Source organism: Arthrobacter sp. MDB1-55 (assembly GCF_059092925.1).
The window spans coordinates 211,220-235,769 of sequence record NZ_JBNHID010000003.1 but is presented as its reverse complement, the minus strand read 5'-3'; the positions used below and the strand labels follow the sequence as shown (position 1 = coordinate 235,769).

The 24,550-nt window shown below is 63.3% G+C and carries 27 protein-coding genes; 17 read left to right on the top strand and 10 right to left on the bottom strand.

Annotation, left to right across the window (positions count from 1 at the left end; all coding sequences use genetic code 11):
- Positions 1-51: 51 nt before the first annotated feature.
- Positions 52-573 (bottom strand): gamma carbonic anhydrase family protein, encoded by a 522-nt coding sequence (locus tag AC5RU3_RS12670; RefSeq protein ID WP_493965754.1) that lies wholly within the window; start codon positions 571-573, stop codon positions 52-54.
- 187 nt (positions 574-760) lie between these two features.
- Here AC5RU3_RS12670 and AC5RU3_RS12665 point away from each other — a divergent pair, with 187 nt between their 5' ends.
- Positions 761-1,720 (top strand): hypothetical protein, encoded by a 960-nt coding sequence (locus tag AC5RU3_RS12665; RefSeq protein WP_493965753.1) that lies wholly within the window; start codon positions 761-763, stop codon positions 1,718-1,720.
- Positions 1,721-1,880: 160 nt separating this feature from the next.
- On the opposite strand, the gene AC5RU3_RS12660 is transcribed toward AC5RU3_RS12665, so the two are convergent.
- Positions 1,881-2,054 (bottom strand): DUF1737 domain-containing protein, encoded by a 174-nt coding sequence (locus AC5RU3_RS12660; protein WP_458116657.1) that lies wholly within the window; start codon positions 2,052-2,054, stop codon positions 1,881-1,883.
- 21 nt (positions 2,055-2,075) lie between these two features.
- Positions 2,076-2,957 (bottom strand): formyltetrahydrofolate deformylase, encoded by an 882-nt coding sequence (gene purU, locus AC5RU3_RS12655; RefSeq protein WP_493965752.1) that lies wholly within the window; start codon positions 2,955-2,957, stop codon positions 2,076-2,078.
- Positions 2,958-3,273: 316 nt separating this feature from the next.
- Here purU and glyA point away from each other — a divergent pair, with 316 nt between their 5' ends.
- The 6 genes from glyA to AC5RU3_RS12625 all read left to right on the top strand — a co-directional run bounded on the left by glyA (position 3,274) and on the right by AC5RU3_RS12625 (position 8,848).
- Positions 3,274-4,569: a serine hydroxymethyltransferase gene (gene glyA, locus AC5RU3_RS12650; protein WP_309070948.1), complete on the top strand. Its 1,296-nt coding sequence runs from the start codon at positions 3,274-3,276 to the stop codon at positions 4,567-4,569.
- 158 nt (positions 4,570-4,727) lie between these two features.
- Positions 4,728-5,618 carry a bifunctional methylenetetrahydrofolate dehydrogenase/methenyltetrahydrofolate cyclohydrolase gene (locus AC5RU3_RS12645; protein WP_493965751.1) on the top strand — a complete coding sequence of 297 codons (891 nt, stop codon included), beginning with the start codon at positions 4,728-4,730 and terminating at the stop codon, positions 5,616-5,618.
- A gap of 145 nt (positions 5,619-5,763) precedes the next feature.
- Positions 5,764-6,705, top strand: a complete 942-nt coding sequence (locus AC5RU3_RS12640) for an ABC transporter ATP-binding protein (protein ID WP_309070950.1) — start codon at positions 5,764-5,766, stop codon at positions 6,703-6,705.
- 13 nt (positions 6,706-6,718) lie between these two features.
- Positions 6,719-7,600: an ABC transporter permease gene (locus AC5RU3_RS12635; RefSeq protein WP_309070971.1), complete on the top strand. Its 882-nt coding sequence runs from the start codon at positions 6,719-6,721 to the stop codon at positions 7,598-7,600.
- Positions 7,601-7,605: 5 nt separating this feature from the next.
- Complete coding sequence (locus AC5RU3_RS12630) at positions 7,606-8,430, top strand: ABC transporter permease (protein WP_309070972.1); 825 nt, start codon at positions 7,606-7,608, stop codon at positions 8,428-8,430.
- Between the two features lie 58 nt (positions 8,431-8,488).
- Positions 8,489-8,848, top strand: a complete 360-nt coding sequence (locus AC5RU3_RS12625) for a VOC family protein (protein ID WP_309070951.1) — start codon at positions 8,489-8,491, stop codon at positions 8,846-8,848.
- A 32-nt stretch (positions 8,849-8,880) separates the two neighbouring features.
- On the opposite strand, the gene AC5RU3_RS12620 is transcribed toward AC5RU3_RS12625, so the two are convergent.
- Positions 8,881-9,153, bottom strand: a complete 273-nt coding sequence (locus AC5RU3_RS12620) for a helix-turn-helix domain-containing protein (protein ID WP_493965750.1) — start codon at positions 9,151-9,153, stop codon at positions 8,881-8,883.
- A gap of 41 nt (positions 9,154-9,194) precedes the next feature.
- Between AC5RU3_RS12620 and map the strand changes: the two genes are divergently transcribed.
- Positions 9,195-9,971, top strand: a complete 777-nt coding sequence (map, locus tag AC5RU3_RS12615) for a type I methionyl aminopeptidase (protein ID WP_493966031.1) — start codon at positions 9,195-9,197, stop codon at positions 9,969-9,971.
- A gap of 34 nt (positions 9,972-10,005) precedes the next feature.
- On the opposite strand, the gene AC5RU3_RS12610 is transcribed toward map, so the two are convergent.
- Entirely contained in the window at positions 10,006-10,689 is a 684-nt protein-coding gene (locus AC5RU3_RS12610; protein WP_309124294.1) for a class F sortase, read from the bottom strand.
- A gap of 16 nt (positions 10,690-10,705) precedes the next feature.
- Positions 10,706-11,476 (bottom strand): hypothetical protein, encoded by a 771-nt coding sequence (locus tag AC5RU3_RS12605; RefSeq protein ID WP_309070954.1) that lies wholly within the window; start codon positions 11,474-11,476, stop codon positions 10,706-10,708.
- Positions 11,477-11,666: 190 nt separating this feature from the next.
- Here AC5RU3_RS12605 and AC5RU3_RS12600 point away from each other — a divergent pair, with 190 nt between their 5' ends.
- Genes AC5RU3_RS12600 through AC5RU3_RS12580 form a run of 5 tightly spaced genes read left to right on the top strand, consistent with a single transcriptional unit; the run spans position 11,667 to position 15,759 of the window.
- Positions 11,667-12,158: a hypothetical protein gene (locus AC5RU3_RS12600; RefSeq protein WP_493965749.1), complete on the top strand. Its 492-nt coding sequence runs from the start codon at positions 11,667-11,669 to the stop codon at positions 12,156-12,158.
- Between the two features lie 22 nt (positions 12,159-12,180).
- A complete protein-coding gene (locus tag AC5RU3_RS12595) occupies positions 12,181-13,032 on the top strand; it encodes an exodeoxyribonuclease III (protein ID WP_493965748.1) in 852 nt (283 codons plus the stop codon).
- A 1-nt stretch (position 13,033) separates the two neighbouring features.
- The gene (gene trpS, locus AC5RU3_RS12590; RefSeq protein WP_309070957.1) at positions 13,034-14,080 is read left to right on the top strand and encodes a tryptophan--tRNA ligase; all 1,047 of its coding nucleotides are present in this window, start codon (positions 13,034-13,036) and stop codon (positions 14,078-14,080) included.
- A 4-nt stretch (positions 14,081-14,084) separates the two neighbouring features.
- Positions 14,085-14,690, top strand: a complete 606-nt coding sequence (locus tag AC5RU3_RS12585) for a 2'-5' RNA ligase family protein (protein ID WP_309070958.1) — start codon at positions 14,085-14,087, stop codon at positions 14,688-14,690.
- Positions 14,650-15,759, top strand: a complete 1,110-nt coding sequence (locus AC5RU3_RS12580; protein ID WP_309070959.1) for a YihY/virulence factor BrkB family protein — start codon at positions 14,650-14,652, stop codon at positions 15,757-15,759. Before AC5RU3_RS12585 ends, AC5RU3_RS12580 begins: the two co-directional genes overlap by 41 nt.
- 146 nt (positions 15,760-15,905) lie before the next feature.
- Here AC5RU3_RS12580 and AC5RU3_RS12575 read toward each other — a convergent pair whose 3' ends face one another.
- The 4 genes from AC5RU3_RS12575 to sdhC all read right to left on the bottom strand — a co-directional run bounded on the left by AC5RU3_RS12575 (position 15,906) and on the right by sdhC (position 19,398).
- The gene (locus tag AC5RU3_RS12575; RefSeq protein WP_309070960.1) at positions 15,906-16,694 is read right to left on the bottom strand and encodes a succinate dehydrogenase iron-sulfur subunit; all 789 of its coding nucleotides are present in this window, start codon (positions 16,692-16,694) and stop codon (positions 15,906-15,908) included.
- The gene (gene sdhA / locus AC5RU3_RS12570) at positions 16,694-18,472 is read right to left on the bottom strand and encodes a succinate dehydrogenase flavoprotein subunit (protein ID WP_309070961.1); all 1,779 of its coding nucleotides are present in this window, start codon (positions 18,470-18,472) and stop codon (positions 16,694-16,696) included. The genes AC5RU3_RS12575 and sdhA overlap by 1 nt, the downstream gene beginning before the upstream one ends.
- 74 nt (positions 18,473-18,546) lie before the next feature.
- Positions 18,547-19,014 carry a succinate dehydrogenase hydrophobic membrane anchor subunit gene (locus AC5RU3_RS12565; protein WP_309070962.1) on the bottom strand — a complete coding sequence of 156 codons (468 nt, stop codon included), beginning with the start codon at positions 19,012-19,014 and terminating at the stop codon, positions 18,547-18,549.
- Positions 19,015-19,017: 3 nt separating this feature from the next.
- Entirely contained in the window at positions 19,018-19,398 is a 381-nt protein-coding gene (gene sdhC, locus AC5RU3_RS12560) for a succinate dehydrogenase, cytochrome b556 subunit (RefSeq protein ID WP_309070963.1), read from the bottom strand.
- Between the two features lie 217 nt (positions 19,399-19,615).
- On the opposite strand from sdhC, the gene AC5RU3_RS12555 reads away from it, so the two are divergent.
- The 4 genes from AC5RU3_RS12555 to AC5RU3_RS12540 all read left to right on the top strand — a co-directional run bounded on the left by AC5RU3_RS12555 (position 19,616) and on the right by AC5RU3_RS12540 (position 24,502).
- Entirely contained in the window at positions 19,616-20,737 is a 1,122-nt protein-coding gene (locus AC5RU3_RS12555; RefSeq protein ID WP_309070964.1) for a mannose-1-phosphate guanylyltransferase, read from the top strand.
- A gap of 136 nt (positions 20,738-20,873) precedes the next feature.
- Positions 20,874-22,019, top strand: a complete 1,146-nt coding sequence (locus AC5RU3_RS12550; RefSeq protein WP_493966030.1) for an amidohydrolase — start codon at positions 20,874-20,876, stop codon at positions 22,017-22,019.
- Between the two features lie 103 nt (positions 22,020-22,122).
- Complete coding sequence (locus tag AC5RU3_RS12545) at positions 22,123-23,157, top strand: LLM class flavin-dependent oxidoreductase (RefSeq protein ID WP_493965747.1); 1,035 nt, start codon at positions 22,123-22,125, stop codon at positions 23,155-23,157.
- 232 nt (positions 23,158-23,389) lie between these two features.
- Positions 23,390-24,502: a BMP family lipoprotein gene (locus AC5RU3_RS12540; protein ID WP_458116663.1), complete on the top strand. Its 1,113-nt coding sequence runs from the start codon at positions 23,390-23,392 to the stop codon at positions 24,500-24,502.
- Positions 24,503-24,550: the final 48 nt, after the last annotated feature.

Genomic DNA, 24,550 nt, shown 5'->3' with positions numbered 1-24,550 from the left:
CGGAGCGCCTGCCGAGCAGCAACGGCAGGACGCTCACCAGGCACAATGCCGTCATGAAGTGAGCGCCGCACGGTGCCGCGCTGCCAACTCCTGATAGCGGGAGGCGTTGTCCCGGATACCCTGGAGTTCGTCCTCGCCCAGTTCGCGGCGCACCTTTGCCGGGACGCCGGCTACCAGTGAGCCCGGCGGCACGCGAGTCCCCTCAAGCACTACTGCTCCAGCAGCGACCAGAGATCCGGCTCCAATGGTGGCGCCGTTCATGATCGTGGCGCTCATGCCGATGAGGCAATCGTCCTCGATGGTGCACCCATGGACGACGGCGCTGTGGCCCACACTGACCCGGTTTCCGACCGACGCGGGGAAGCCAGGATCAGCATGCACAACAACGTTGTCCTGCAGGTTCGTTCCCTCGCCGATGCTGATGGCCTCAGTGTCGGCGCGCACACTCACTCCGTAGAACGCGCTCGCGTTCTCACCGAAACGTGCCTGGCCGATGATGCTCGCAGTCGGGGCGACGAACACCGTATCCGGAATCGAGGGAGTATGGCCGTCGAACTCAATGATGTGTCCCATCAGCCCAGCCTAACCCGCCGAAAATTGCTCAATCTGGACCCAGCGGAGCGGATATCACTCAAGCACGTCCACAATGGGCAATTTTCCGGACCCGTCCGCTCCTGCACACCATCCGGCTCGCGCTGGTATTCCGCACATAGCAGCACCACTGGAGCCGCGACGGGCCAGATGGTGATTCGTTGGCACGATGGACCTCCCGGAACTATTGACGGCCAGTCTTCGCCCCCATGACGCCTTGTGGCCGAAGCAACTCGCGAGAGCCGCCCGCGCGGGCACGTTGGTGCGCATCCGTCAGGGGTGTTACGTCGACGCGGGTGAATGGGCGCAGCTAAGCGCCGAACACCGGCATCGAATGCTTATTGCTGCGATCGCACGCACGGCCCATGTTGAACCGGTTTTTGCAGGACCAACTGCCGGGATGCTGTGGGGATTTCCTATTCCTCGAGTTCCGGAGATAGTCGATGTAGTCTGCCCGATTGGCTACCAGCGGGGCAGTGCAAATGGAGTACGACGACGTGCGTTCAGTCCCGGAGCGCTGGTCACCACGAGAATCGGCGAGTGGAGCGTACTCGACAAGATTCAAACGGCCATTGACCTGTCCCTGGACAGCGAATTTCCTTGGGCTGTATCCGTAATGGACCGGTTGCTCAATGCCAACCCGTTGCCGGTCGAAGGAAGTGCTCGCCCGGTCTCCAAAGCCGAAGTGGCTGCGAGGATCCGGCAACTGTCATCATCGGCGAAGCAGCGCAAGGCCTCCAGGGTGCTCGATTTTGCACGTACGGACTCCATGTCGCCCGGTGAGTCGATCAGCCGGGCCAACATGCATATCCTCGGACTTCCGCAGCCGGAGCTACAGGTAAGTTTCAGGGATTCCGGAGGACATTGTGCAACTGTTGACTTCTGGTGGAAGGAATACGGACTCGTGGGGGAGTTTGATGGACGTGCGAAGTACCTGAAGCCTGAGTACCTGAACGGCAGGACGGCGTCGCAAGTGGTCATCAACGAGAAGAACCGGGAGAACCGGCTGCGGGCGCTTGGATTGACAGTCGTCCGTTGGGAATGGGCGACGGCTCTGGACCGCCAGCGACTGCAGGCAGTCCTCCGGGGCGCCGGTTTGCCGGGCGAGCCAAAGTCCTCTGGACGATGAGCGGCGCTGCGCATCACCCGACAAATTGAGCATTCCGGACTCAGACGCGCGAAATGCGCACCTCGGGGTTCGGATTGCTCAATTTTCCCGAGCGGGAGGGGCAAGGGGGACGGGGGAGGGAGAGGCGGCGGAAGACGGCAGGGCACCACCCTCACAAAGCTCAGTCCTCGAGGACTACAGCCTGGGCCACGATCACGCGGTCGCCGTTATATGTAATGGAGGGGGAGCCGTGCAGCCTGTATCCGCTCTCGAGGGCTTCACTGACGCGTGCGCAGAAGGTGCGGTCGTCGGGGCCGGTGAGTACGCGGTAGCGCAGGGGTGTTTCGTCGCTCATGGGTGCTCCTAATAACGAGTGTCAGTTGAAGACGACAGTCCGCGTTCCGTCGAGCAGGACACGGTGTTCGGCATGCCACTTCACGGCTTGCGCCAAGGTTCGGCTTTCAACGTCCGCGCCCATGGCCACCAGCTGCGGTGCGGTCCGGGCATGGCTGACCCGGATGACTTCCTGCTCAATGATCGGTCCCTCGTCCAACGCGGGCGTCACATAGTGCGCCGTCGCGCCGATCAGCTTCACGCCGCGGGCATGTGCCTGGTGGTAAGGGCGCGCACCCTTGAAGGACGGCAGGAACGAGTGGTGGATATTGATCGCCCGCCCCACGAGCTGTGAACACAGGTTGTCGCTGAGCACCTGCATGTACCGGGCAAGGACAACGAGCTCGATGCGGTGCTCCTCCACCAGTTCAAGCAGCCGTTCCTCGGCTGCCGCTTTTCCGTCCGCGGACACGGGTACGTGGTGAAAGGGGATCCCATAAAACGCGGCGAGGTCCGCCAGATCCGTGTGGTTCGAGACGATGACCGGCACCTCGATCGGGAGCATACCCGCGCGCTGCTGGAATAACAGGTCGTTGAGGCAGTGCGCCGATTTGGAGGCCATGATCAGCGTGCGTGCCGGGGACCCCTCGCTATACAGTCCCCAGGTCATTCCGAACGTCGCTGCCACCGGCGCGAGGTGTGCTTCGACGGCACTGCCGTCCGACAGGGTGGAAATGGCCACCCGCATGAAGAACGTGCCCGATTCCGGGCTGCCATACTGCTGCGATTCGATGATGTTGCACCCGGCAGCCACCAGCGCACCTGAGACGGCATGGACAATCCCGGGGCGGTCATTACAGGAGAGAGTCAGAATGAACGACGACGGGGCGTTGCCGGGAACGCCGGCCTGTACAGCTTCAGTCACGCTCCAAGGTTACCGGGCAGGAAGAGGGCGAAGTCCCGCACCGCTGTCACTGTCCGAAACAGTGCTGCAACCTCCGGCAGGTAACCGTCTAGAATGGCATGGTCGCGACTGGCGTTAGGTGGGCAACCACCAGGAAGCGGCATGCGCTGTCCGCTGTACACACGTACGACGACGGCGCGCAGCGCCGACCACGGATCGCACGCCTGGGCCGTGGGTCAAGTCCCCCTCTGTTGCCCTCGCCCCTGAACTTCGGGTGCGCAGGGGTCAACAGGTAGCCTGACCTGTAGAACGCCCCCTCATTATCAGGAGCATCCCCGTGACTTCATCCTCTCCTTCTGTGACCCAGTCCGTCACCAACGCGCCGCTTTCCGAGGTGGACCCGGAAATCGCTGCAGTCCTCAACGACGAGCTTGCCCGCCAGCGCGACACCCTCGAGATGATCGCCTCTGAAAACTTCGCTCCGCGCTCGGTGCTCGAAGCCCAGGGGTCCGTCCTCACCAACAAGTACGCGGAGGGCTACCCGGGCCGGCGCTATTACGGCGGTTGCGAGCACGTGGACGTCGCGGAGAACCTCGCTATCGAGCGGGTCAAGGCGCTCTTCGGCGCAGAGTACGCCAACGTTCAGCCGCACTCCGGTGCCCAGGCAAACGCTGCAGCCCTGGCCGCGATGATCAAGCCCGGGGACAAGATCATGGGTCTTTCCCTGGCTCACGGTGGTCACCTGACGCACGGCATGAAGCTGAACTTCTCCGGCAAGCTGTACGAGGTGGCGGCATACGGTGTTGAAAGCGATACCCACCGCCTCGACATGGAGCGCGTCCGGGAGCAGGCAATCGCCGAGAAGCCACAGGTCATCATCGCCGGCTGGTCTGCCTACCCCCGCCACCTCGACTTCGCGGCATTCCGTTCCATCGCTGACGAGGTCGGTGCGTTGCTCTGGACTGACATGGCGCACTTCGCGGGTCTCGTGGCTGCCGGCCTGCACCCGAGCCCAGTCCCACACTCCGACGTCGTCACTTCCACCGTGCACAAGACCCTGTCCGGTCCGCGCTCCGGCGTGATCCTGGCCAAGCAGGACTGGGCGAAGAAGTTGAACTCCAGCGTCTTCCCGGGCCAGCAGGGCGGCCCGCTCATGCACATCATTGCGGCCAAGGCAACGGCATTCAAGATCGCCGGATCGGAAGAGTTCAAGGAACGCCAGGAGCGCGTCCTCGAAGGCGCTCGCATCATTGCCGAGCGACTGATGGGGTCGGACGTCACTGAACACGGAGTCTCGGTCCTCACCGGCGGCACGGATGTTCACCTGGTGCTGGTCGACCTCCGCAACTCCGAACTGGACGGTCAGCAGGCCGAGGATCTGCTGCACTCCGTCGGCATCACGGTCAACCGCAATGCTGTCCCGAATGACCCCCGCCCGCCGATGGTCACCTCCGGTCTCCGCATCGGTACTCCGGCTTTGGCCACCCGCGGCTTCGGCGCCACAGAATTCACTGAGGTCGGCGAGATCATCGCTGCTGTACTCAAGCCCGGAGCTGACATCGAAGCGCTGCGTGCCCGCGTATCCCGCCTGGCTGCGGACTTCCCGCTGTACCCCGGGCACGAGGAATGGTAGAAGACCTCCCTCCCCGCGCACTGGAATCGGAAGCAGCACGCTCTGACCAATATGAGATTCCCGCAGGCGAATGCTGCTTTACAGGGTGTTGCGAACGTGGGAAAGCTTTTTTGCTCGAGGAGCTAGACGGACAACAGCTCAACAGAGGAGCCGCGTAAATGAGCGCACAGATTCTTGACGGCAGGGCCACTGCGGCCACCATTCGGGGTGAATTGGCAGAGCGGGTCAAAGCCCTGAAGAACCAGGGCGTAACGCCCGGGCTGGGCACGGTATTGGTAGGCGACGACCCGGGAAGCCACTCCTACGTCGCCGGTAAGCACCGCGACTGCGAGCAGGTGGGTATCAATTCGATCCGCCGTGACCTTCCCGGTGACATCACCCAGGAAGACCTTGAGAAGGTCATCGATGAACTGAACGACGACGACGCCACCACCGGCTACATCGTGCAGTTGCCCCTCCCTGCGCACATCGACGCTCACGCCATCCTTGAGCGGATGGCTCCGGAGAAGGACGCGGACGGTCTGCACCCGACCAATCTCGGGAAGCTCGTCCTGAACGTCAATGCGCGCCTGGACTCGCCGCTGCCCTGCACTCCGCACGGCATCGTTGAACTGCTGCTGCGGCATGACATTCACCTCAAGGGAAAGAATGTGCTTGTCGTTGGACGCGGCGTCACGGTGGGGCGGCCGCTGGGTCTCCTGCTCACTCGGCGCGCCATCAATGCCACGGTCACGCTGGCGCACACCGGAACCGTGGACCTTCCGCGGCACCTCAGCGAGGCCGACGTCGTTGTTGCGGCAGCCGGTATGCCGGGCATGATCACTGCTGAGCACCTGAAGCCCGGGGCAATCGTCCTCGACGTCGGTGTCACCCGCGTGGTCGATCCGGACTCCGGCAAAGCTACCCTGCGCGGTGACGTTGCTCCGGACGCCTCGGGCGTTGCCGGTTGGCTCTCGCCGAACCCGGGAGGGGTGGGGCCCATGACCCGCGCCATGCTGCTTGCCAACGTGGTCGAAGCCGCCGAACGGCAGGCGGGCATCGGCAAGTAACCGGTCCCTCATGTGCTGTCGGCCGCTTCCCTGGTGGGGAGCGGCCGACGGCGTTAACGGGAGAGCGAACCGATGTGGACATTCGCTGTCCTCGACCCCCATCGATTGGCTTTTGCCAATGGCTTAAGTCCTCTAGGCTGATCTGGTGCCCAACCAAACCAATACGAACTACGTCATTTCTGCCGATCAACTGACCAAGCACTACGGTGACTTCGCCGCCGTCAACGGCATCTCCTTCGACGTACCGGCGGGTGAGTCCTTCGGGCTCCTGGGCCCGAATGGTGCCGGCAAGTCGACAACCATGAAGATGATCGGCGGAGTCTCCCAGCGCACGTCCGGAAAGCTCACGATCATGGGTCTGGATCCGGAGCAGCACGGTCCGGAGGTCCGGGCACACCTTGGCGTCGTTCCTCAGCAGGACAACCTGGATGAGGAATTGCGCGTCCGCGACAACCTTCTGGTTTATGGCCGTTACTTCGGGCTGCCGATGAGCTACCTCAAGCCGAAAGCCGATGAACTGCTGGAATTTGCCCAGCTCACCGACAAGGCGAAGGCCAAGGTGGACTCGCTGTCCGGAGGCATGAAACGCCGCCTGACAATCGCCCGGTCACTCATCAATGAACCGAAGATCCTCCTCCTCGACGAGCCCACGACCGGTCTCGACCCCCAGGCACGGCACATCCTGTGGGACCGTCTGTTCCGTCTCAAGGAGTCGGGCGTTACCCTGATCCTCACGACCCACTACATGGATGAGGCGGAGCAACTCTGTGACCGCCTCGTCGTCGTCGACAAGGGACAGATCATGGCCGAGGGCTCGCCCTCCACGCTCATCCGCGAGCACTCCACGCGGGAGGTCCTTGAACTGCGCTTCGGCTCGGAGCGCAATGCAACCGTCGCTGCCGACCTTGCGGGAATCGGCGAACGGCTCGAGCCCCTACCGGACCGCGTCCTGATCTATACCCACGACGGCGAGTCCGCACTCGAGCAGGTCACCGCCCGCGGTCTCCACCCGATCACATCACTGGTGCGCCGGTCCTCCCTCGAGGACGTGTTCCTGCGCCTGACCGGCAGGAGTCTCATTGACTAGCCAGCACACCGGCATGCCGGAGCCGTCCGCTCCAGGCGGCCGCACCGCGCAACCAACGACGACGGTGCGCACCCTCTCTGCGCACTCACCGATGGTCTCGGCGGAGCGAGCCCGCAAGTTCGGCTCCTGGTACTACGCTGAGCACGCCCTCAAGGTGATGAACGGCTACCGTTGGACCCTCCTCGCGTACAGCGTCGGCAACCCCGTGATGTATCTCTTCGCGATGGGCGTGGGTCTTGCCACACTGGTGGACAACAACAGCGCGGAGAGCGCGTTCGGCGGGGTCAGTTACCTCGCCTTCATCGCCCCAGCCCTGTTGTCGTCAGCCACGATCATGACGGCGGCAACGGAATTCACCTACCCCGTCATGGACGGCTTCAAATGGCGGCGCGTGTACTACGGACCGCATGCCTCTCCGTTGGCCGTGCACCAGATTGTCAACGGCTACATCATCGCAATCTCCCTCCGGCTGTTTCTGATGTCAGCCATCTACTTTGGAATCGTCGCTGCATTCGGTGCGTCCCCGTCAGCCTGGGGCTCCGTGGCGATCGTCGTCGCGGTCGTGTGCGGGCTGTCCTTCGGCCTGCCGCTCATGGCCTACTCCGCGAGCATCACCGACGACAAGGGGCAGTTCGCCCTCGTTATGCGCTTCATCGTGACCCCGCTGTTCCTGTTCTCGGGAACGTTCTTCCCGCTGGATACTCTTCCCGTCTTCCTGCAATGGATAGGTTGGATCTCCCCGCTATGGCACGGCACGGAGCTCGGGCGGGTTCTTACCTACGGCTACTCGGAACCATTGTGGCTTTCCGTGATCCATGTTGCCTATCTCGTGGGACTCGCGCTTCTCGGGTGGGTCCTGGCCCGTCGTGTCTATGAACGGAGGTTGGGCCAGTGAGCAAGGTGCTGACCGAAGAGGACTACCGCGTCCAGGTCAAGGACCGTCCGTTCAGTGCGCTCTATGCCCGCAACGCCAGGGCGGTGATTGCACGAGGCCTCCGCGCCACGAAGAGCAGCAATTGGCTGATCATGGTTTCCGGCTTCTTCGAGCCGGTGCTGTATCTCATCTCCATGGGCGTGGGCCTCGGAGCCCTGGTGGGAACCGTCGTCGGGCCCGGTGGGGAGGAGATCAGCTACGCCGCCTATATTGCGCCGGCCCTGCTGGCGGTCTCTGCCATGAACGGTGCGGTCTACGACTCCACCTGGAATGTGTTCTTCAAGATGAACTTCGCGAAGCTGTACCAGGGCATGCTCTACACCTCGCTCGGGCCGCTGGATGTCGCGATCGGCGAGATCTTTCTCGCACTGCTTCGCGGTGCGCTTTACGCCACCGGATTCACGGCAGTAATGGGGCTGATGGGTTTGATCACAACTCCCTGGGCGCTCCTCATGGTTCCAGCGTCGGTGTTGATCGCGTTTGGATTCGCGTCCTTTGGCATGGGCATCACCAGCTACATGAAGACGTTCCAGCAGATGGACTGGATCAACTTCGTCATGCTGCCGATGTTCCTGTTCTCGGCCACGTTCTATCCGCTCAGTGTGTACCCGCAGGGCATCCAGTGGTTCATTCAGGCGCTTCCACTCTGGCACGGGGTGGAGCTGCTTCGGCAGCTCAGCGTCGGTATCTTCACTCCGGCAACGGCGATTCACGTGACCTACTATCTCGTAATGATCCTCGTCGGCATGGTGCTCACCACAACGCGACTCCGGAAACTGTTCTTGAAATAGGACAGTCGCTGTCCTGCTCTTCCTTTCCAGCCTTGCTTGAGCAGCAGATACTGGAACGATGATTGGGAAATGGCACGCAACCGTCTTCGACTGTTCAAATTCGGACCAGCTGGCGTCCTTCTACGAGGACCTGCTGGGGATGATCCGCGTCCAGCATGACGAGAACGGGTGGATCACCATCGGGGACGCCCCTGACCGCCCGGCGCTCGCCTTCCAGCCGGTGGAGGGCTACACGCCGCCCACCTGGCCGAGTCAGGACATCCCGCAGCAGGTGCACCTGGACATCCGGGTGGCTGACCTGGATGTGGCCGAGCAGAAGGTGTTGGCGCTGGGCGCTACCAGCATGGACTCGGGAACCGGGACCTTCCGCGTTTACCTCGATCCCGCAGGGCACCCGTTTTGTCTCGTGTCGTGGTGAAGGTTCAAACACCCAGGAGAGGCGTCAGGCAGCTATGACGCATCACGCAGTGGTGCGCTTCCTGAGGCTTTGACGAGGGACCACAGATCGTCCATTGATATGCCGAGCTCGTCGGCCAGGGCGGCGACGATAGCGAAGGATGGGGTGGCGATGCGTCCCGTCTCGATTTTGCGCAGAGTCTCCGGCGAGATGCCGGCCGCTGCTGCCACGTGACCCAGGGTTCTGTCAGCCCGCGCCTCGCGGATCAGCTGCCCTAATGCCTGACCACGTCGGATGTCCTCGGGGTCGAGGGGAACTCTAACCATGTCTGTATAGTAATACCGGTATTGTTATACCGGAGGTTATGATGATCGAAATTCTCACCCCGCGCGAGCTCGAAGCTGCCCGTCCCGCAGGACAGCTGGTGGCGCGGGTCCTGCAGGACCTCAAGCGACGCACCCAGCCGGGTACCAACCTGTTGGAGCTTGATTCCTGGGCGCGGGCAATGATCGATGAGGCCCAGGCGCGTTCCTGCTACGTCGACTACGCACCCTCCTTCGGGCGTGGCCCCTTCGGCAAGGTCATCTGCACCTCGGTGAACGATGCGGTGCTGCATGGCCTGCCGCACGACTATGCGTTGGGGCAGGGGGACCTCCTTACCCTCGACTTCGCCGTGGAGTTGGGCGGCTGGGTGGCCGACGCGGCGGTCAGCTTCGTGGTGGGACGGCCGGTCAACGAGCAGGACCAGCACCTGATTGACACAACGACGGCGGCGCTGTCTGCCGGAATCGCAGCAGCGCAGCCGGGCAACAAGATCGGTGACATCTCCTACGCGATCGGAACTGTCCTGACCGGTGCCGGCTATGAGGTCAACACCGAGTTCGGCGGTCACGGGGTGGGTAGCACCATGCACCAGGACCCGCATATCTCGAACATCGGGCGCCCGGGCAGGGGTTTCACGTTGAGGCCGGGCATGCTTCTGGCCATCGAGCCATGGGTGATGGCCGGCACCAAAAACCTCAGGATGGACGCGGATGGCTGGACGCTTCGTAGTGCCAACGGCGGACGCACCGCACATTCAGAGCACACCGTAGCTATCACCGAGGACGGGCCGCAGATCCTGACCGCGACCGATCAGGTCTAGAACCTGATCGCAGGAAGACCTTTGCTATGGACTCTCAGAGAACGAGCTGCGCGAAGATCACGTAGTTGTCGTCGAACAACCCGGTGGCCGGGTCATAACCGTCGCAGGTGATCAGGCGGAGTTCCGCGCCAGCCGTGTTGCCGTATACCGTTTCGGTCGGGAAATCGTCCTTCGGGTACTGCTCGCCCCGCACCATTTCAAAGGTGGCGGTCGAACCGTCAGCCCGCACAACCTCGATCAGGTCACCGGCTTTCAGGCTCCTCAGGTCCGCGAAGACTCCCGGTCCGCCGTCGGTGGCGTTGACATGGCCCAGCAGGACGGAGGGCCCACGCTCACCAGGCGTGGGGGATTGGTTGTACCAGCTTGCAGGCGCACCCGGACCATCGGGCGGCACCTCGAGGCTGCCGTTCTCCCGCAGCCCCAGCGACAGCAGGTCTGAGCCGGCACCGATCACGGGAATCGAGAAGGACACCGGTTCGGAAGCCTCAAGCACCGCGGGCAGCTCCGGAGCGGTCTCGGCGGTGGGAGTTGTCGAGGCAGCGGGGGTGGGGGAAGCAGAGGCTGGAGCCGACGCAGAAGCCGTGGGCGCCGTCGTCGTCGTGGTGGGAGCTTGGGCACTCGGAGCGGTGTCGGTGCTGCCGCAACCGGTCAGTACCAGAAGGGCGGCCGCCGCAGAAACTGCGAAGTTTCTGCGGCGGCCGGAGTTGAAGCTGATCATGAGATCAGATCAGTCCCTACTTGGTGGTTGAGCGACGGACGGCGTAGGTGCCGCCTGCAGCTGCTGCCAGGACCAGGCCGCCACCGAGGGCGATCATGCCCAGGTTGGAGCCGGTCTGCTGCTCAACACCGGTGTCGGCACCGCCCTGGGGCATGGCGCCCATCTGAGAAGCGACAAGGGTCCCACAGAGGGCCGGGGAAGTAGCACCGAGGGGCAGTGACTCCTCGAGGTCGCTCGGAGCGTTGAATGCTTCTTCACTGCTGGAAGTAGCCGGGTCCAGGCCATGGACGACCATGACGGCCGTTCCTGCCTTGAGCGCGTCCTGAGTTTCCTGGTTCATCTCGAACGTGCGCTGGATGGTGTAGTTACCGCCCTGGCCGCCGAGAGTAAGGTCAAGACCGGCGTCTGCGCTGGTGTCACCGCTTGTACCGATCGTGCTCAGGATTCCACCATAGAAGGGTGCACCTTCGGTGGTGGAGAGGATGCCGTCGCCGTTCTCGTCAGCATCCGGCGTGGGGCAAGTGCCCTGCGCTCCGCCGTGGATGTGCTGGACGTGCGGGTAGGCACCATCCATGAACTTCTCGGCAAGACCGGAGACCCGGAGGTCCACGGTGGCTTCATTGCCCTGCAGGGTGACAGTCATGGTGGCTGAGCCAGTGGTTCCACTCAGCTGACCGAGGGTCGAGGTGTATGTTCCGTCGGCACCGTCAGCCATGGCGGGAGCGCCGCCCATTGCAAGCAGGCCAACAGCCAGGGTAGGGACTGCGAAAAGAGCTTTCTTGTTCATGATTCCTCCATGGAGCGAGTGGGGCGCATACCGGAAGAGGTACGCATGACCTTAGTTCGGCGTGGTCTGAGTCACGGATGGGTGTGAGCTGAATAATTTTTTATTCCGCTCAACCCGGCACTCTCAGGGCGCCTTTTCGCCGCTGGTGGAAGAAGCCGGGACGGCCGTGCCGATTTGCGACAATAGAGGCATGCAACCACTGGGAACTTCTGGAAAGACCGCGGGTAGAGGCCTGAGCCTGCGGATGGGCGGCGTCGGAATGGCCATCATGCTGGTGGTGTTCCTGGTCGCGGTGGTATTCGCGGCCAATGAGAACGACGTCGTCGGCTGGCTCGTGGTGATCATCTCCCTGGGCTGGCTGCTCATCTTCAGCTTCGTGGTGTTCACCGTGCGTTCGGCGGCCCAAAAGGCCAGCGCCCGGATCGATGAGTTCAACAGGACCGCCGGCGGCGGCATGGCCGGCAGGGGGCCTGCCGGCGCAAGCTCCGCCATGCGTGACGAAAAGCTCGATCACAGCTTCAAAATCGTCCAGGTGCAGGCGCGGGTCATCCGCGACCACCTCGGCAAGGACCAGGGCATGGTGGACCGCGCTCTCGAAACGATCGAGATCACCTCTCACAACGCACGCAGCATGATGAAAAACAACGACGACGGCCCCGTCGAGGGCACCGTCGTCGACTAACGGCTCCGGTAAGGTTGATCGGGTGAGTTTGGCACCAACCCTGAGAAGCAGCAAGCACCCCAACGCACTCCGTATTGCCACCGTGAACGTGAACGGAATCCGCGCCGCTTACCGGAGGGGAATGGAAGAGTGGCTTGCGGACAGGGAGGTCGACATCCTCTGTCTGCAGGAAGTGCGCGCCCCTGACAAGGTCGTGCGGGAACTGCTCGGGGATTCCTGGCACATCCTGCACGCCGAAGCCGCAGCGAAGGGCCGGGCCGGGGTCGCAGTGGCATCCCGTCTGGAGCCAACCGAAACCCGTGAGCATATCGGTGATGAATACTTTGAGGCGTCCGGTCGCTGGGTGGAGGCCGATTTCGACCTGGACGGAACCAGGCTCAGCGTTGTCAGCGCCTATGTGCACTCCGGCGAGGCCGGATCACCACAGCAGGAAGACAAGTACCGCTTCCTCGATCTGATGTCGGCCCGTCTCAAGGAACTGCGTGCTACCCGTGACCACGCCCTGGTGGTTGGGGACCTCAACGTCGGCCACACCACCCGGGACATCCGGAACTGGAAGGGCAACCTGAAGAAGGCTGGGTTCCTGCCCGAGGAGCGGGCCTACTTCGATCACTTCTTCAGCGACGCCGTGGGTTGGATCGACGTACACCGCGACCTCGCGGGCGAGGTCGACGGACCGTACACGTGGTGGTCCTGGCGCGGCAAGGCATTCGATAACGACGCCGGCTGGCGGATCGATTACCACCTCGCCACCCCGGAGCTCGCTGCAGCCGCCACTTCCGCCGTTGTTGACCGTGCGCATTCCTGGGAAGCACGCTTCTCGGATCACGCTCCGCTCGTCGTCGACTACCAGCTCTTACACCCCCAGGACTGATATGACCACCTCCTCCACTCCAGCGCGGCAGCGAGTACTGTCCGGCATGCAACCCTCGGGCAGTTCCCTGCACCTTGGGAACTATCTGGGCGCCCTCCTGCAGTGGGTCCAGATGCAGGACTCCTATGACGCCATTTACTTCATCCCGGACCTGCACGCCATCACGGTTCCCCAGGATCCCGCAGAACTGGGAGAGCGGACGCGCCTGACTGCCGCCCAGTACATTGCCGGAGGGGTGGACGTGGACAAGTGCACGCTCTTCGTACAGTCCCATGTTCCGGAGCACGCGCAGCTCGCCTGGGTGCTCAACTGCATCACCGGGTTCGGTGAGGCATCGCGCATGACCCAGTTCAAGGACAAGTCGCTTAAGCAGGGTGCAGACTCCACATCGGTGGGCCTGTACACCTACCCCATCCTGCAGGCTGCGGACATCCTGCTCTATCAGCCCGAAGGCGTCCCCGTAGGAGAGGACCAGCGCCAGCACATCGAGCTGAGCAGGGATTTGGCGCAGCGGTTCAACACCCGGTTCGGTGAGACCTTCGTCGTCCCGAAACCCTTCATTCAGAAGGAATCCGCGAAGATCTACGATCTGCAGAATCCCACGGCCAAGATGTCGAAGTCAGCGAGCTCTGCGACCGGACTGATCAACATCATGGACGAGCCGAAGGTCACTGCCAAGCGCATCAAGTCCGCGGTCACGGATGACGGCTCGGAGGTGCGCTTCGACCGCGAGGAGAAGCCGGGAGTATCCAACCTGCTCTCCATCTACTCGCTGATGACAGGCAAGAACATGGACGACGTCGTCGGGCACTTTGAGGGCCGCATGTACGGCCATTTGAAGGTCGAACTGGCTGAAGTCGTCGTGGACCGCCTTGAGCCGATTCGTGCACGCACGTTGGAGTTGCTCGCGGACCCGGCAGAGCTTGACCGCCTGCTTGCGGTCGGCGCGGAGAAGGCGCGGGAGATCGCGTCCGTTACGCTGGCAGATGTGTATTCGAAAGTAGGCTTCCTTCCAGCGCGCGGACGCGGACCGGCGGGTGCCCTCTAGAATCATGAGCCATCCCCTCAGCGAAACCGAGCAGCGTCAACCGACCTATGTAGTAGGCCGGCGTGCTGTCGAGGGCAAGCTTGTAGGTGTGGTGATCCCCATCCCTGAGCCGATCGCCGGTGAGCTGGAGCGCTGGCGGGCATCCTTCGGGGACCCGATGGCCGCCCTTGTCCCGCCCCACATCACGCTGATCACCACCACTCCTGCCAGCGACTGGCCTTCGACCCTGCGCCATGTGCGGGAGGTTGCGTCCGCACAGCGTCCGTTCACGGTGACCCTGAAGAGCACGGGCACGTTCCGCCCGCTGACACCGGTGGTCTTTGTCAACGTCACCGAGGGGTTTGACGCCTGCGTCAGCCTGCACCGGCGGCTGCAGGCGGGCCCCCTCGCCCGTGAGCTGGAATTCCCCTTCCATCCACACGTCACAGTGGCCCACGATGTCAGTGAGGCGAACATGGACTCTGCGGAGATCCAGCTTGACGACTTCGAGGCGTCCTTCACCGTACGTACCATGGGACTGTACGAGCACGACGTCACAGGTGTGTGGAAACTACGGGAAGAGCTCACTTTTGGCCAGAACGCTACCGCCGGCGAAGAAGCAGGGAACTGACGTCCCGTTACCCACGGACCGGGCGCAGCTCACACTGAAAGTACTGCAGGCCCGCCGTGATCTGGGCCGCACGCGGCGGGAAAAAGGCGGGGGAGTGCCCGTCCTCCTGGCCACCTTCCAGTACCTGCTGGCCAGGCTGAACGCCTTCCGCCCCATGCGCGCTTTCCAGCTCTACATCAGCCGCCACGGCCCCCTGATGGCGGCAGGCATCGCCTACAACATGTTCTTCGCCATCGCCGCACTGCTGGTCGTGGGCTTCTCCATCGCCGGGTTGGTGATTTCCGGAGACCCGGAGCTGCAGCGGCTGATCGTACGCGCGGTCGACTCCACCACACCGGGCCTGATCGATACCGACGGCGAGGGCGGACGTTCAGGCTTCGCCACCCCCGACCAGCTGTTCGGTCTTGAGGCCGGGCTCAATCTGGCCCTACTGATCTCGACCGTTACCCTGCTCTTCACCGCACTTGGCTGGATCGCAGGGATCAGGGAGGGGATGCGCGGCATCTTCGACGTGCCGGCCGTTCAGGCCAATCCGGTGCTCATGAAGCTCAAGGACCTCGGAATTCTGCTTGTCCTCGGGGTAGCGCTGGTGGTGACAACGGCCGTCGGACTAATTGTGAACACCGTGATCGACCTGGTTCTCCAATGGGTGGGCTTCGACAGCGCCGCGCGACCGTTGACGCAAATCGCCGGCATCATTGTCATGCTCCTGCTCGACACGCTCGTCGCGGTGATCCTCTTTCGTTCAGCGTCGGCAATAGAGATGCCCCGCCTCGTGCTGCTTCAGGCCGCGCTGATCGCCGGTGCCGGGAGTACGGTCCTGCGCACGTTCAGCACCCTCCTGCTGGCCGGCGTGGACCGCAACCCGCTTCTCGCACCCTTCGCCGTCATCCTCGGCCTGTTTGTCTGGTTCTTCCTGTTGAGCCAGGTCTACCTGCTGGCGACCGCCTGGGGAGCGATCGGGGCCGCGGACGCCAGAACGGCCGGGTCCACAGCCCGCGGCGGACGCGCACGGTCGTTGCGGCAGCGCAGCCGGGCCGCCCGCACCCCGGAGGTCTCAAGCACCTAAGGTTGCCACCGGGTGGCCGAAGCCGCCACAGCTGCACACAACGCTCCGTGAACCACGACGGCGCGTGGCCACCTTTCGGTAGCCACGCGCCGTCGTCAGTGCGAACTTGTGCTTCTGTTGGTGCTGCGCTGGAGTGCGGGTTCCTGCTAGACCTTCCGGGACAGGATGGCCTGCTTCACCTCGGCAATCGCCTGGGTGACCTGGATGCCACGCGGGCAGGCCTCAGAGCAGTTGAAGGTGGTGCGGCAGCGCCACACGCCTTCCTTGTCGTTGAGGATCTCGAGGCGCATGTCTCCGGCGTCGTCACGCGAGTCGAAGATGAAGCGGTGCGCGTTGACGATAGCGGCGGGACCGAAGTACTGGCCATCGGTCCAGAAGACCGGGCAGGACGACGTGCAGGCCGCGCACAGGATGCACTTGGTGGTGTCGTCGAAGCGCTCACGCTCTTCGGCGGACTGCAGGCGTTCACGCGTCGGCTCATGGCCCCGGTTCACCAGGAACGGCATGATCTCCCGGTAGGACTGGAAGAACGGCTCCATGTCGACAATGAGGTCCTTCTCCACCGGAAGCCCCTTGATCGGCTCCACCAGGATGGGCTTGGAGGTGTCGAGGTCCTTCAGGAGGGTCTTGCAGGCAAGCCGGTTACGGCCGTTGATGCGCATGGCATCCGAGCCGCAGACACCGTGGGCGCAGGAACGGCGGAACGAGACAGTGCCGTCGTGTTCCCACTTGACCTTGTGCAGGGCATCGAGCACACGGTCTGTGCCGTACATGGTGAGCTTCCACTCGTCCCAGTGCGCCTCGTCCGAGACCTCCGGGTTGTAGCGCCGCACCTTCAGCGTGATGTCAAAGGTGGGGATCTCACCGCCGCCCCCGACGCCTGGTGCGAGGTCGACCTTTGAAGCCGGTTCTTTTTCGACAGTTGGTGTGCTCATCAGTACTTACGCTCCATGGGCTGGTAACGGGTGAAGACTACCGGTTTGGTCTCAAGGCGCACGCCGCTGGTTTCGACAGCGGAGGGGTCCTTGTAGGCCATGGAATGGGTCATGAAATTCGTGTCATCACGCTCAGGATAGTCCTCGCGGAAGTGACCACCGCGGGATTCCTTGCGGTGCAGGGCGGCCGCAGTCATCACTTTGGCCATATCCAGCAGGAAGCCGAGCTCAACGGCTTCCAGCAGGTCCAGGTTGAACCGCTTGCCCTTGTCCTGCACAGTGACCCGGGTGTAGCGCTCTTCCAGCTTGTCGATGACCTCGAGGGCCTCGAGAAGAGTCTGCTCCGTCCGGAACACCTGAACGTTGGCATCCATGATGTCCTGGAGTTCCTGACGGATCTGCGAAACCCGCTCGCCGCCTTCAGAGCTGCGCATGGTGTCCAGCAGGCGCTCAGTCTCGACCAACGGATTATCAGGGATTTCCACGAATTCGGCGGTGGCGGCGTACTCGGCCGCAGCGATACCCGCGCGCTTACCGAACACATTGATGTCCAGCAGCGAGTTGGTGCCGAGACGGTTGGAGCCGTGAACGGAAACGCAGGCAACCTCGCCGGCAGCGTAAAGACCTGGGACGACGGTGTCGTTGTCCTGCAGCACCTCAGCCTTGATGTTGGTGGGGATGCCGCCCATGGCATAGTGCGCCGTCGGGAAAACAGGGACCGGCTCGGTGTAGGGCTCCACACCAAGGTAGGTGCGCGCGAACTCCGTGATGTCCGGGAGTTTGGCATCGATGTGAGCCGGCTCCAGGTGGGTCAGGTCGAGGAGGACGTAGTCCTTGTTCGGCCCGGCTCCACGGCCCTCGCGTACCTCGTTCGCCATTGAGCGCGCAACGATGTCGCGGGGAGCGAGATCCTTGATGGTTGGCGCGTAGCGCTCCATGAAACGCTCGCCCTCCGAGTTGCGGAGGATCGCGCCTTCGCCGCGGGCAGCCTCCGAGAGGAGGATTCCGAGGCCCGCGAGGCCGGTCGGGTGGAACTGGAAGAATTCCATGTCCTCCAGGGGGATGCCCCGACGGAACGCGATGCCCATGCCGTCGCCGGTCAGGGTGTGGGCGTTCGACGTGGTTTTGAAAACCTTGCCGACGCCGCCGGACGCGAAGACAACGGACTTTGCCTGGAAGACATGCAGTTCGCCGGTGGCGAGGTCATAGGCGACGACGCCGGCGACACGCTTCTGGATCCGGGTCACGCCGTCGACGGTGACTTCCTGGTCAACCGTCAGCATGTCCAGAACGTAGTACTCGTTGAAGAACTCGACGTTGTGCTTGACGCAGTTTTGGTACAGCGTCTGGAGGATCATGTGACCCGTGCGGTCGGCGGCGTAGCAGGCGCGGCGTACCGGCGCTTTGCCGTGATCGCGGGTGTGACCTCCGAAGCGGCGCTGGTCGATGCGGCCCTCGGGCGTGCGGTTGAACGGCAGACCCATCTTCTCGAGGTCCAGCACGGCGTCGATGGCTTCCTTTGCCATGACCTCGGCGGCGTCCTGGTCAACGAGGTAGTCGCCGCCCTTGACGGTGTCGAAGGTGTGCCATTCCCAATTGTCTTCCTCGACATTGGCCAGGGCGGCGCACATGCCGCCCTGCGCCGCACCCGTGTGGGAACGGGTGGGGTAGAGCTTGGTCAGTACAGCCGTCCTTGCGCGCTGGCCGGATTCAATCGCGGCGCGCATGCCGGCGCCACCGGCGCCCACAATAACGACGTCGTACTTATGGACCTGCATACTGTGCTCTTTCTGTTGAATCTAGCGATGTAGCTAGCCGAATCTGTTGGCTGCGGGCGTAGCCGCCTGGAGTGTTAGGGCGCCGGGCAGTAATCGGCGACGTGCGGTACTCCGTTGACTACCGGGCAGGGATCAAACGTGAAGATCACGAGGGTGCCGAGTACGACGATGACAACGGTCGCCACGTAGAGGATGTTCTTGAGCCAGAACCGGGTGGAGTCCTTTTCGGCGTAGTCATTGATGATGACGCGAACGCCGTTGGTGCCGTGAAGCATGGCAAGCCAGAGCATGACGAGGTCCCAGACCTGCCACAGCGGGTCCGCCCATTTGCCTGCCACGAAGCCGAAATCGACACCTTCGATGCCGTCTCCGGCGATCATGCTGGTCCAGAGGTGCACGAAGATCAGTACAACCAGGACGATGCCGGACAGGCGCATGAACAGCCATGCGAACATTTCGAAGTTGCCCTTGGAGCCGCCGGTGCGCCGGTACTGCGGTGAGATGCGTCCCGAGCGGGGAGATTCAACGATGGGAGCAGCCATGGCTTAGTGACCTCCGAAAACAACTGAAAGATGGCGGATGGAGAAGGCGATCATGGTGACTGCCCAGAGTCCGATGACGGCCCACAGCATCTGCCGCTGGTACTTGGGGCCCTTCTTCCAGAAATCCACGAGAACGACGCGGAGGCCGTTGAAGGCGTGGAAGACGATTGCGCCAACCAGCCCCAGCTCTCCGAGGCCCATGAGGGGGTTCTTGTACGACTCGATGACGACGTCATATGCCTCTGGGGATACCCGTACCAGCGAGGTGTCGAGTACATGCACCAGTAGGAAAAAGAAGATCACGACGCCGGTAATACGATGCGCAACCCAGGACCACTGGCCTTCGCGGCCGCGGTAGAGGGTGCCTGCTGGTGTCTTCGACACTGAAAAACCTCCCTGTGTCGCAGAGGCGTTAGCGCGTCTTCCACGCTGGAAATTCGCCCCGCGAGAGCACTCTTTCCACAAGCCTAATCTAGGCTCCGTTCGTAGGGTGTTCAATTTAGGGCGCCCTACGTTGTGACCTTGTTAACACCGGTGCCTGTGAGAGGTGTAAAAGCCAGGTTTCACCGGTCTTTTTACGGCTCCTGTTAATGTGGGAGCGATGAGTACTCAAGAGCGTAGCCCCCTGGATCGGTTTCACGGCGTCATCCCGGCCGGCGGAACCGGCACACGACTGTGGCCGCTGTCCCGCGCGGCAGCACCGAAGTTCCTGCATGACCTCACCGGATCGGGCAGCACTCTTATCCGCGCCACCTATGAGCGGCTGCATCCGCTGAGCGACAACCGCGTCATGGTGGTCACCGGTAAGGCTCACCGCCGGGCCGTACGTGCGCAGTTGCCCGAGCTCAAGGACTCGGACCTCGTTCTGGAGAGCGAGCCGAAGGATTCGGGGGCGGCAATCGGCCTGGCCGCCGCTATCCTCTACCACCGGGACCCGGACATCATCATGGGATCGTTCGCCGCGGACCAGGTGATCGCGCCCGTCGAAGACTTTCAAGCGGCGGTCCGTGAGGCCGTTCATACGGCCGCCCAGGGGTACATCGTGACGATCGGCATCCTGCCCACGCACCCGTCCACCGGTTTCGGTTATATCCGCGCAGGGGACGCGCTGGACATCGCCTCCGCTCCCAGCGCGCATTCCGTCATCGAATTCGTCGAAAAGCCGTCGGTCGCCGTTGCCCGCGAATACATCGACAGCGGGAAGTACAGCTGGAACGCGGGCATGTTCGTCGCGCCGGTAGCGCTCATGCTCAAGCACCTCGAAGCCAACGAACCGGTCCTGTATGCGGGCCTGATGGAGATCGCTGCTGCGTGGGATACCCGCTCACGCAACGAGGTTGCCCGCAGGGTCTGGCCCACCCTGCCCAAGATCGCGATCGACTACGCAGTCGCCGAGCCGGCAGCAGCCGCCGGTGATGTCGCCATGATCCCCGGCAACTTCAGCTGGGACGACGTCGGTGACTTCGCCGCAATCGGCCGGCTGAACCCGGCGATGGAGAACAGCAATCTCAAGGTGATGGGCGAGGGAGCCCGGGTGTTCTCCGAGAACGCCTCCGGCATCGTGGTCTCCGATACCAAGCGGGTCATCGCGCTGATCGGAATTGACGACGTCGTCATTGTGGACACTCCGGACGCACTCTTGGTGACCACGAAGGAGCACGCACAGGAAGTGAAGAAGGCGGTGGAATCGCTGCGGGCCAGCGGCGATGTGGACGTCCTCTAGGGCTCGGGGAGGTCCTGCGAGTCACTCAATGACGTACGGTTCGAGCGCTCACCTGCAGGTTGGTTAGGCTTGTGTGGTGCAGAAAACTCCCACCGAAGCTCCCGTCGTCCCGCATATTGGCGTGTGGGTGGCTCCGATGCTGGACGAGCTGACGAAGTTTCGGCGCGACATCCACGCGCACCCCGAACTTTCCCACAAGGAGTACCGCACCACCGACCGGTTGGTTGAGCGGCTGGAATCAGCCGGACTGAAGCCCAAACGGCTCGAGGATACGGGCCTGTACGTGGATATCGGCGACGGTGACATCAGGATCGGCCTGAGGGCGGACATCGATGCCCTCCCGATCCTCGAAGAGACGGACCTGCCCTACGCTTCAACTGCCACGGGCATTGCGCACGCGTGCGGCCATGACATCCACACCACGGTGATGCTCGGTGTTGCGCTGGTACTGGCCAAGATCGACACCGAGTCTCCGCTCGACGGCCGGGTGCGCGTGATCTTCCAGCCTGCCGAGGAGACCATGCCCGGCGGAGCCCTGGACGTCATTGCCCAGGGCGTGCTTTCCGATGTTCCGCGCATTCTGGCCTTGCACTGTGACCCTCGCATTGACGTCGGCCTGGTGGGGACGCGGATCGGCGCCATCACGTCCGCCTCGGACACCGTCCGGGTCGAGCTTAACGGCCGTGGGGGCCACACCTCCCGTCCGCACGTCACCGAGGACCTGGTCTTCGCGTTGGCACACATCGCGGCCAACGTTCCGGCAGTCCTGTCCCGCCGCATCGACGTGCGAAGCGCCGTGTCCGTGGTGTGGGGCCAGATGCACGCAGGGTCAGCGCCCAACGCGATTCCCGCGCACGGTTTCATGTCCGGGACCATGCGATGCCTCGATGGGGAGGCCTGGGAAGCAGCCGGCGACCTCATGGATGAGACGGTGCGCCAGCTCGCCGCCCCCTTCGGCGTGGACGTTCGGATCGAACACACCAGGGGAGTGCCTCCCGTGGTCAACACCGAGGCGGAGACAGGACTGATCGAAGCTGCAGCCCGCGCCGAGCTGGGGCCGGACGCCGTGGTCCTGACTCCTCAGTCCATGGGGGGCGAGGACTTTGCGTGGATGACCCAGAAAGTCCCCGGCGCCATGATGCGGCTTGGCACCCGCACCCCCGGCGGCGAAACCTACGATCTGCATCGCGGAGACTACCGGCCGGATGAGCAGGCCATCGGGTGCGGCATCCGGGTCATGGCCGCCGCAGCAATGCGCGCAGTACTGGGCCTCCGGCACTAAGCCCCCGGCGCCCGGGAAGTGTCGCACGCCTCGGCGCCTTCGGGGAATGCATCGCCGGATGCGGTGGTTGGCAACCTGCGTGAGTAGCTCCAACAATTTCCGCGTGCCCCTGTCCGTTCTCGATCTCGCCACGGTCGGCTCCGGCCGGACCAGCGCCGATGCGCTCGCTGACAGCGCGAGGCTGGTGGAGGCTGCGGATGCCCTGGGTTTCACCCGCTTCTGGGTGGCGGAGCACCACAACATGCCTTCGGTTGCATCGACAAGCCCCGCCGTACTGATCGCGCACCTCGCAGCGAAGACCTCTCAGATCCGTCTGGGATCCGGCGGCGTGATGCTTCCGAACCACGCACCTTTCGTGGTTGCTGAGCAGTTCGCACTGCTCGAAGCGCTGCATCCGGGCCGCATAGATCTTGGAATCGGACGTGCGCCGGGCACCGACCAGATGACCGCCATGGCGCTGCGCCGGCAGGCCGACGGTCTGGGCGTCGAAGAGTTCCCGCAGCACGTTCTCGAGTTGCTCGCCCTTCTCGGAGATAACCGGACGCCGGACCGGGCCATGCGGCTCGTCGCTACGCCGGCGCCGTCGTCCTTCCCTGACGTCTGGCTGCTCGGATCAAGCGGCTACTCAGCGCAGCTGGCCGGGATGCTCGGCCTTCGGTACAGCTACGCCCACCATTTCGGTAACGAGGATCCGGCCGCGGTCATGCGCCTTTACCGTGCCAACTTCCAGCCCTCACCGGCGCTCGAGGAACCCTACGCCATGCTGGCCACCTCGGCCCTGACCGCGGACACGGTGGAGGAGGCTGAATACCTGGCGGGACCGGCGAAGGTGATGGCACTGTCCTTGCGGTCCGGCCGTCCCGCGCCGATCGTCTCGCCCGAGGAAGCGGCTAAGCGTATGTTCAGCGACCAGGAGCAGCTGATGCTTGAGCATCTGCCCGCAATCAAGGCCGTCGGCACGCCCGATCAGGTCACCGCGCGCCTCGAAGAACTCGTGGAGCTCACCGGAGCGCAGGAGCTCATGATCACCGGCACAACGTACGACGTCGGCTCCCGCATTGATTCCCTGGCCCACCTCGCCGGCGCCTGGGGACGGTCTCAGGCGGAGGCGCAGACGGGCGCACCGGCCGGCCGGTAAGTCAACCTACCCGTTGGTAACAAAACTTGAACAATGTGGGAACGGGCGGGTGATTTGGTAGTGTGCCCGGTCACTCCGGCGCTAGAGTAAGCTTCATCATCGAGTCCCGAAACTGAGGCGGGACCGGCGCCACGAACATCAATGAAAACAGAGCTTGCAACCCCTATCAGGGAGCCGCAATTGGACACTCATTGACTTCTTGATCGTGGGCTTACTTCTTATCGGAGGAACATTGAAGAATTCACGGAGCTTGACAGGGCGCCGGACCGGCATGTCCGTTGCAGCACTGGGAGCAGCAGCCCTTCTCCTCGCCGGTTGCGGTGCGCCGCCGGCAGAGACGGAAGGCGGCGGATCCGATCCCGCTGCCGAGGCTACCGACTACGCCGGCTGCATCGTTTCCGACTCGGGCGGCTTCGACGACCAGTCGTTCAACCAGTCCAGCTACGAGGGCATCAAGGCCGCTGAAGAGTCCCTCGGCATCGAGGTCCGCCAGGCCGAGTCTCAGGCCGAGACCGACTTCACGCCGAACGTGAACTCCATGGTCAGCGCCGGCTGCGACATGATCGTTACCGTCGGGTTCCTGCTCTCCGCCACCACGGCAGAAGCCGCGGAGGCCAACCCGGAGACCAACTTCGCGATCGTGGACGACAACCAGATCGACCTTCCCAACGTCAAGCCGATCATCTACGACACGGCGCAGGCAGCCTTCATGGCCGGGTACCTGGCCGCGGGCACTTCGGAGACAGGAAAGGTCGCGACCTACGGCGGCATCCAGATCCCCACCGTGACCATCTTCATGGACGGCTTCGCAGACGGTGTCGCCTACTACAACGAGCAGAAGGACGCCGACGTCCAACTCCTCGGCTGGGACAAGGAAGCACAGACCGGCACCTTCGTCGGCGACTTCACGAACCAGGCTGCAGGCAAGACCAACACGCAGAACTTCATCAACGAGGGCGCGGACATCATCATGCCCGTGGCCGGTCCCGTGGGCCTCGGCACCATCGAGGCCGTTGGGGAAGCCAACGCAGACGGCGGCAGCAACAAAGTGATCTGGGTTGACTCGGACGGCTTCGAGACCGTCGAGACCGGAACCGAGTTCATCCTGACCTCGGTCATGAAGCTCATGGGCGATGCCGTTGAGCAGGTCATCTCTGAGGACGTCGAAGGCAACTTCAGCAACGAGCCGTACGTCGGCACGCTGGAAAACGGCGGTGTCGCACTTGCTCCGTTCCACGACCAGGAAGAGGCAGTCTCGGACGAGATGACTGCCGAACTGGAAGAGATCAAGGCAGGCATCATCTCCGGCGAGATCACCGTCGAATCTGAGGCAAGCCCCAAGTAACACCAGAGTGAACACGCCGCCCGCTTCCCAGGATGGTTCCACGGTCCT

Bases quoted from the DNA above. Each gene is read 5' to 3' on its own strand.
- AC5RU3_RS12565 (WP_309070962.1), bottom strand. From the start codon at position 19,014: ATGGCTGCTCCCATCGTTGAATCTCCCCGCTCGGGACGCATCTCACCG.
- AC5RU3_RS12585 (WP_309070958.1), top strand. From the start codon at position 14,085: ATGAGCCATCCCCTCAGCGAAACCGAGCAGCGTCAACCGACCTATGTA.
- AC5RU3_RS12600 (WP_493965749.1), top strand. From the start codon at position 11,667: ATGCAACCACTGGGAACTTCTGGAAAGACCGCGGGTAGAGGCCTGAGC.
- AC5RU3_RS12645 (WP_493965751.1), top strand. From the start codon at position 4,728: ATGAGCGCACAGATTCTTGACGGCAGGGCCACTGCGGCCACCATTCGG.
- AC5RU3_RS12605 (WP_309070954.1), bottom strand. From the start codon at position 11,476: ATGAACAAGAAAGCTCTTTTCGCAGTCCCTACCCTGGCTGTTGGCCTG.
- trpS (WP_309070957.1), top strand. From the start codon at position 13,034: ATGACCACCTCCTCCACTCCAGCGCGGCAGCGAGTACTGTCCGGCATG.
- AC5RU3_RS12665 (WP_493965753.1), top strand. From the start codon at position 761: ATGGACCTCCCGGAACTATTGACGGCCAGTCTTCGCCCCCATGACGCC.
- AC5RU3_RS12635 (WP_309070971.1), top strand. From the start codon at position 6,719: ATGCCGGAGCCGTCCGCTCCAGGCGGCCGCACCGCGCAACCAACGACG.
- AC5RU3_RS12575 (WP_309070960.1), bottom strand. From the start codon at position 16,694: ATGAGCACACCAACTGTCGAAAAAGAACCGGCTTCAAAGGTCGACCTC.
- AC5RU3_RS12660 (WP_458116657.1), bottom strand. From the start codon at position 2,054: ATGAGCGACGAAACACCCCTGCGCTACCGCGTACTCACCGGCCCCGAC.
- AC5RU3_RS12550 (WP_493966030.1), top strand. From the start codon at position 20,874: ATGCTGGACGAGCTGACGAAGTTTCGGCGCGACATCCACGCGCACCCC.
- AC5RU3_RS12625 (WP_309070951.1), top strand. From the start codon at position 8,489: ATGATTGGGAAATGGCACGCAACCGTCTTCGACTGTTCAAATTCGGAC.
- map (WP_493966031.1), top strand. From the start codon at position 9,195: ATGATCGAAATTCTCACCCCGCGCGAGCTCGAAGCTGCCCGTCCCGCA.
- AC5RU3_RS12670 (WP_493965754.1), bottom strand. From the start codon at position 573: ATGGGACACATCATTGAGTTCGACGGCCATACTCCCTCGATTCCGGAT.
- AC5RU3_RS12555 (WP_309070964.1), top strand. From the start codon at position 19,616: ATGAGTACTCAAGAGCGTAGCCCCCTGGATCGGTTTCACGGCGTCATC.
- sdhA (WP_309070961.1), bottom strand. From the start codon at position 18,472: ATGCAGGTCCATAAGTACGACGTCGTTATTGTGGGCGCCGGTGGCGCC.
- AC5RU3_RS12620 (WP_493965750.1), bottom strand. From the start codon at position 9,153: ATGGTTAGAGTTCCCCTCGACCCCGAGGACATCCGACGTGGTCAGGCA.
- AC5RU3_RS12610 (WP_309124294.1), bottom strand. From the start codon at position 10,689: ATGATCAGCTTCAACTCCGGCCGCCGCAGAAACTTCGCAGTTTCTGCG.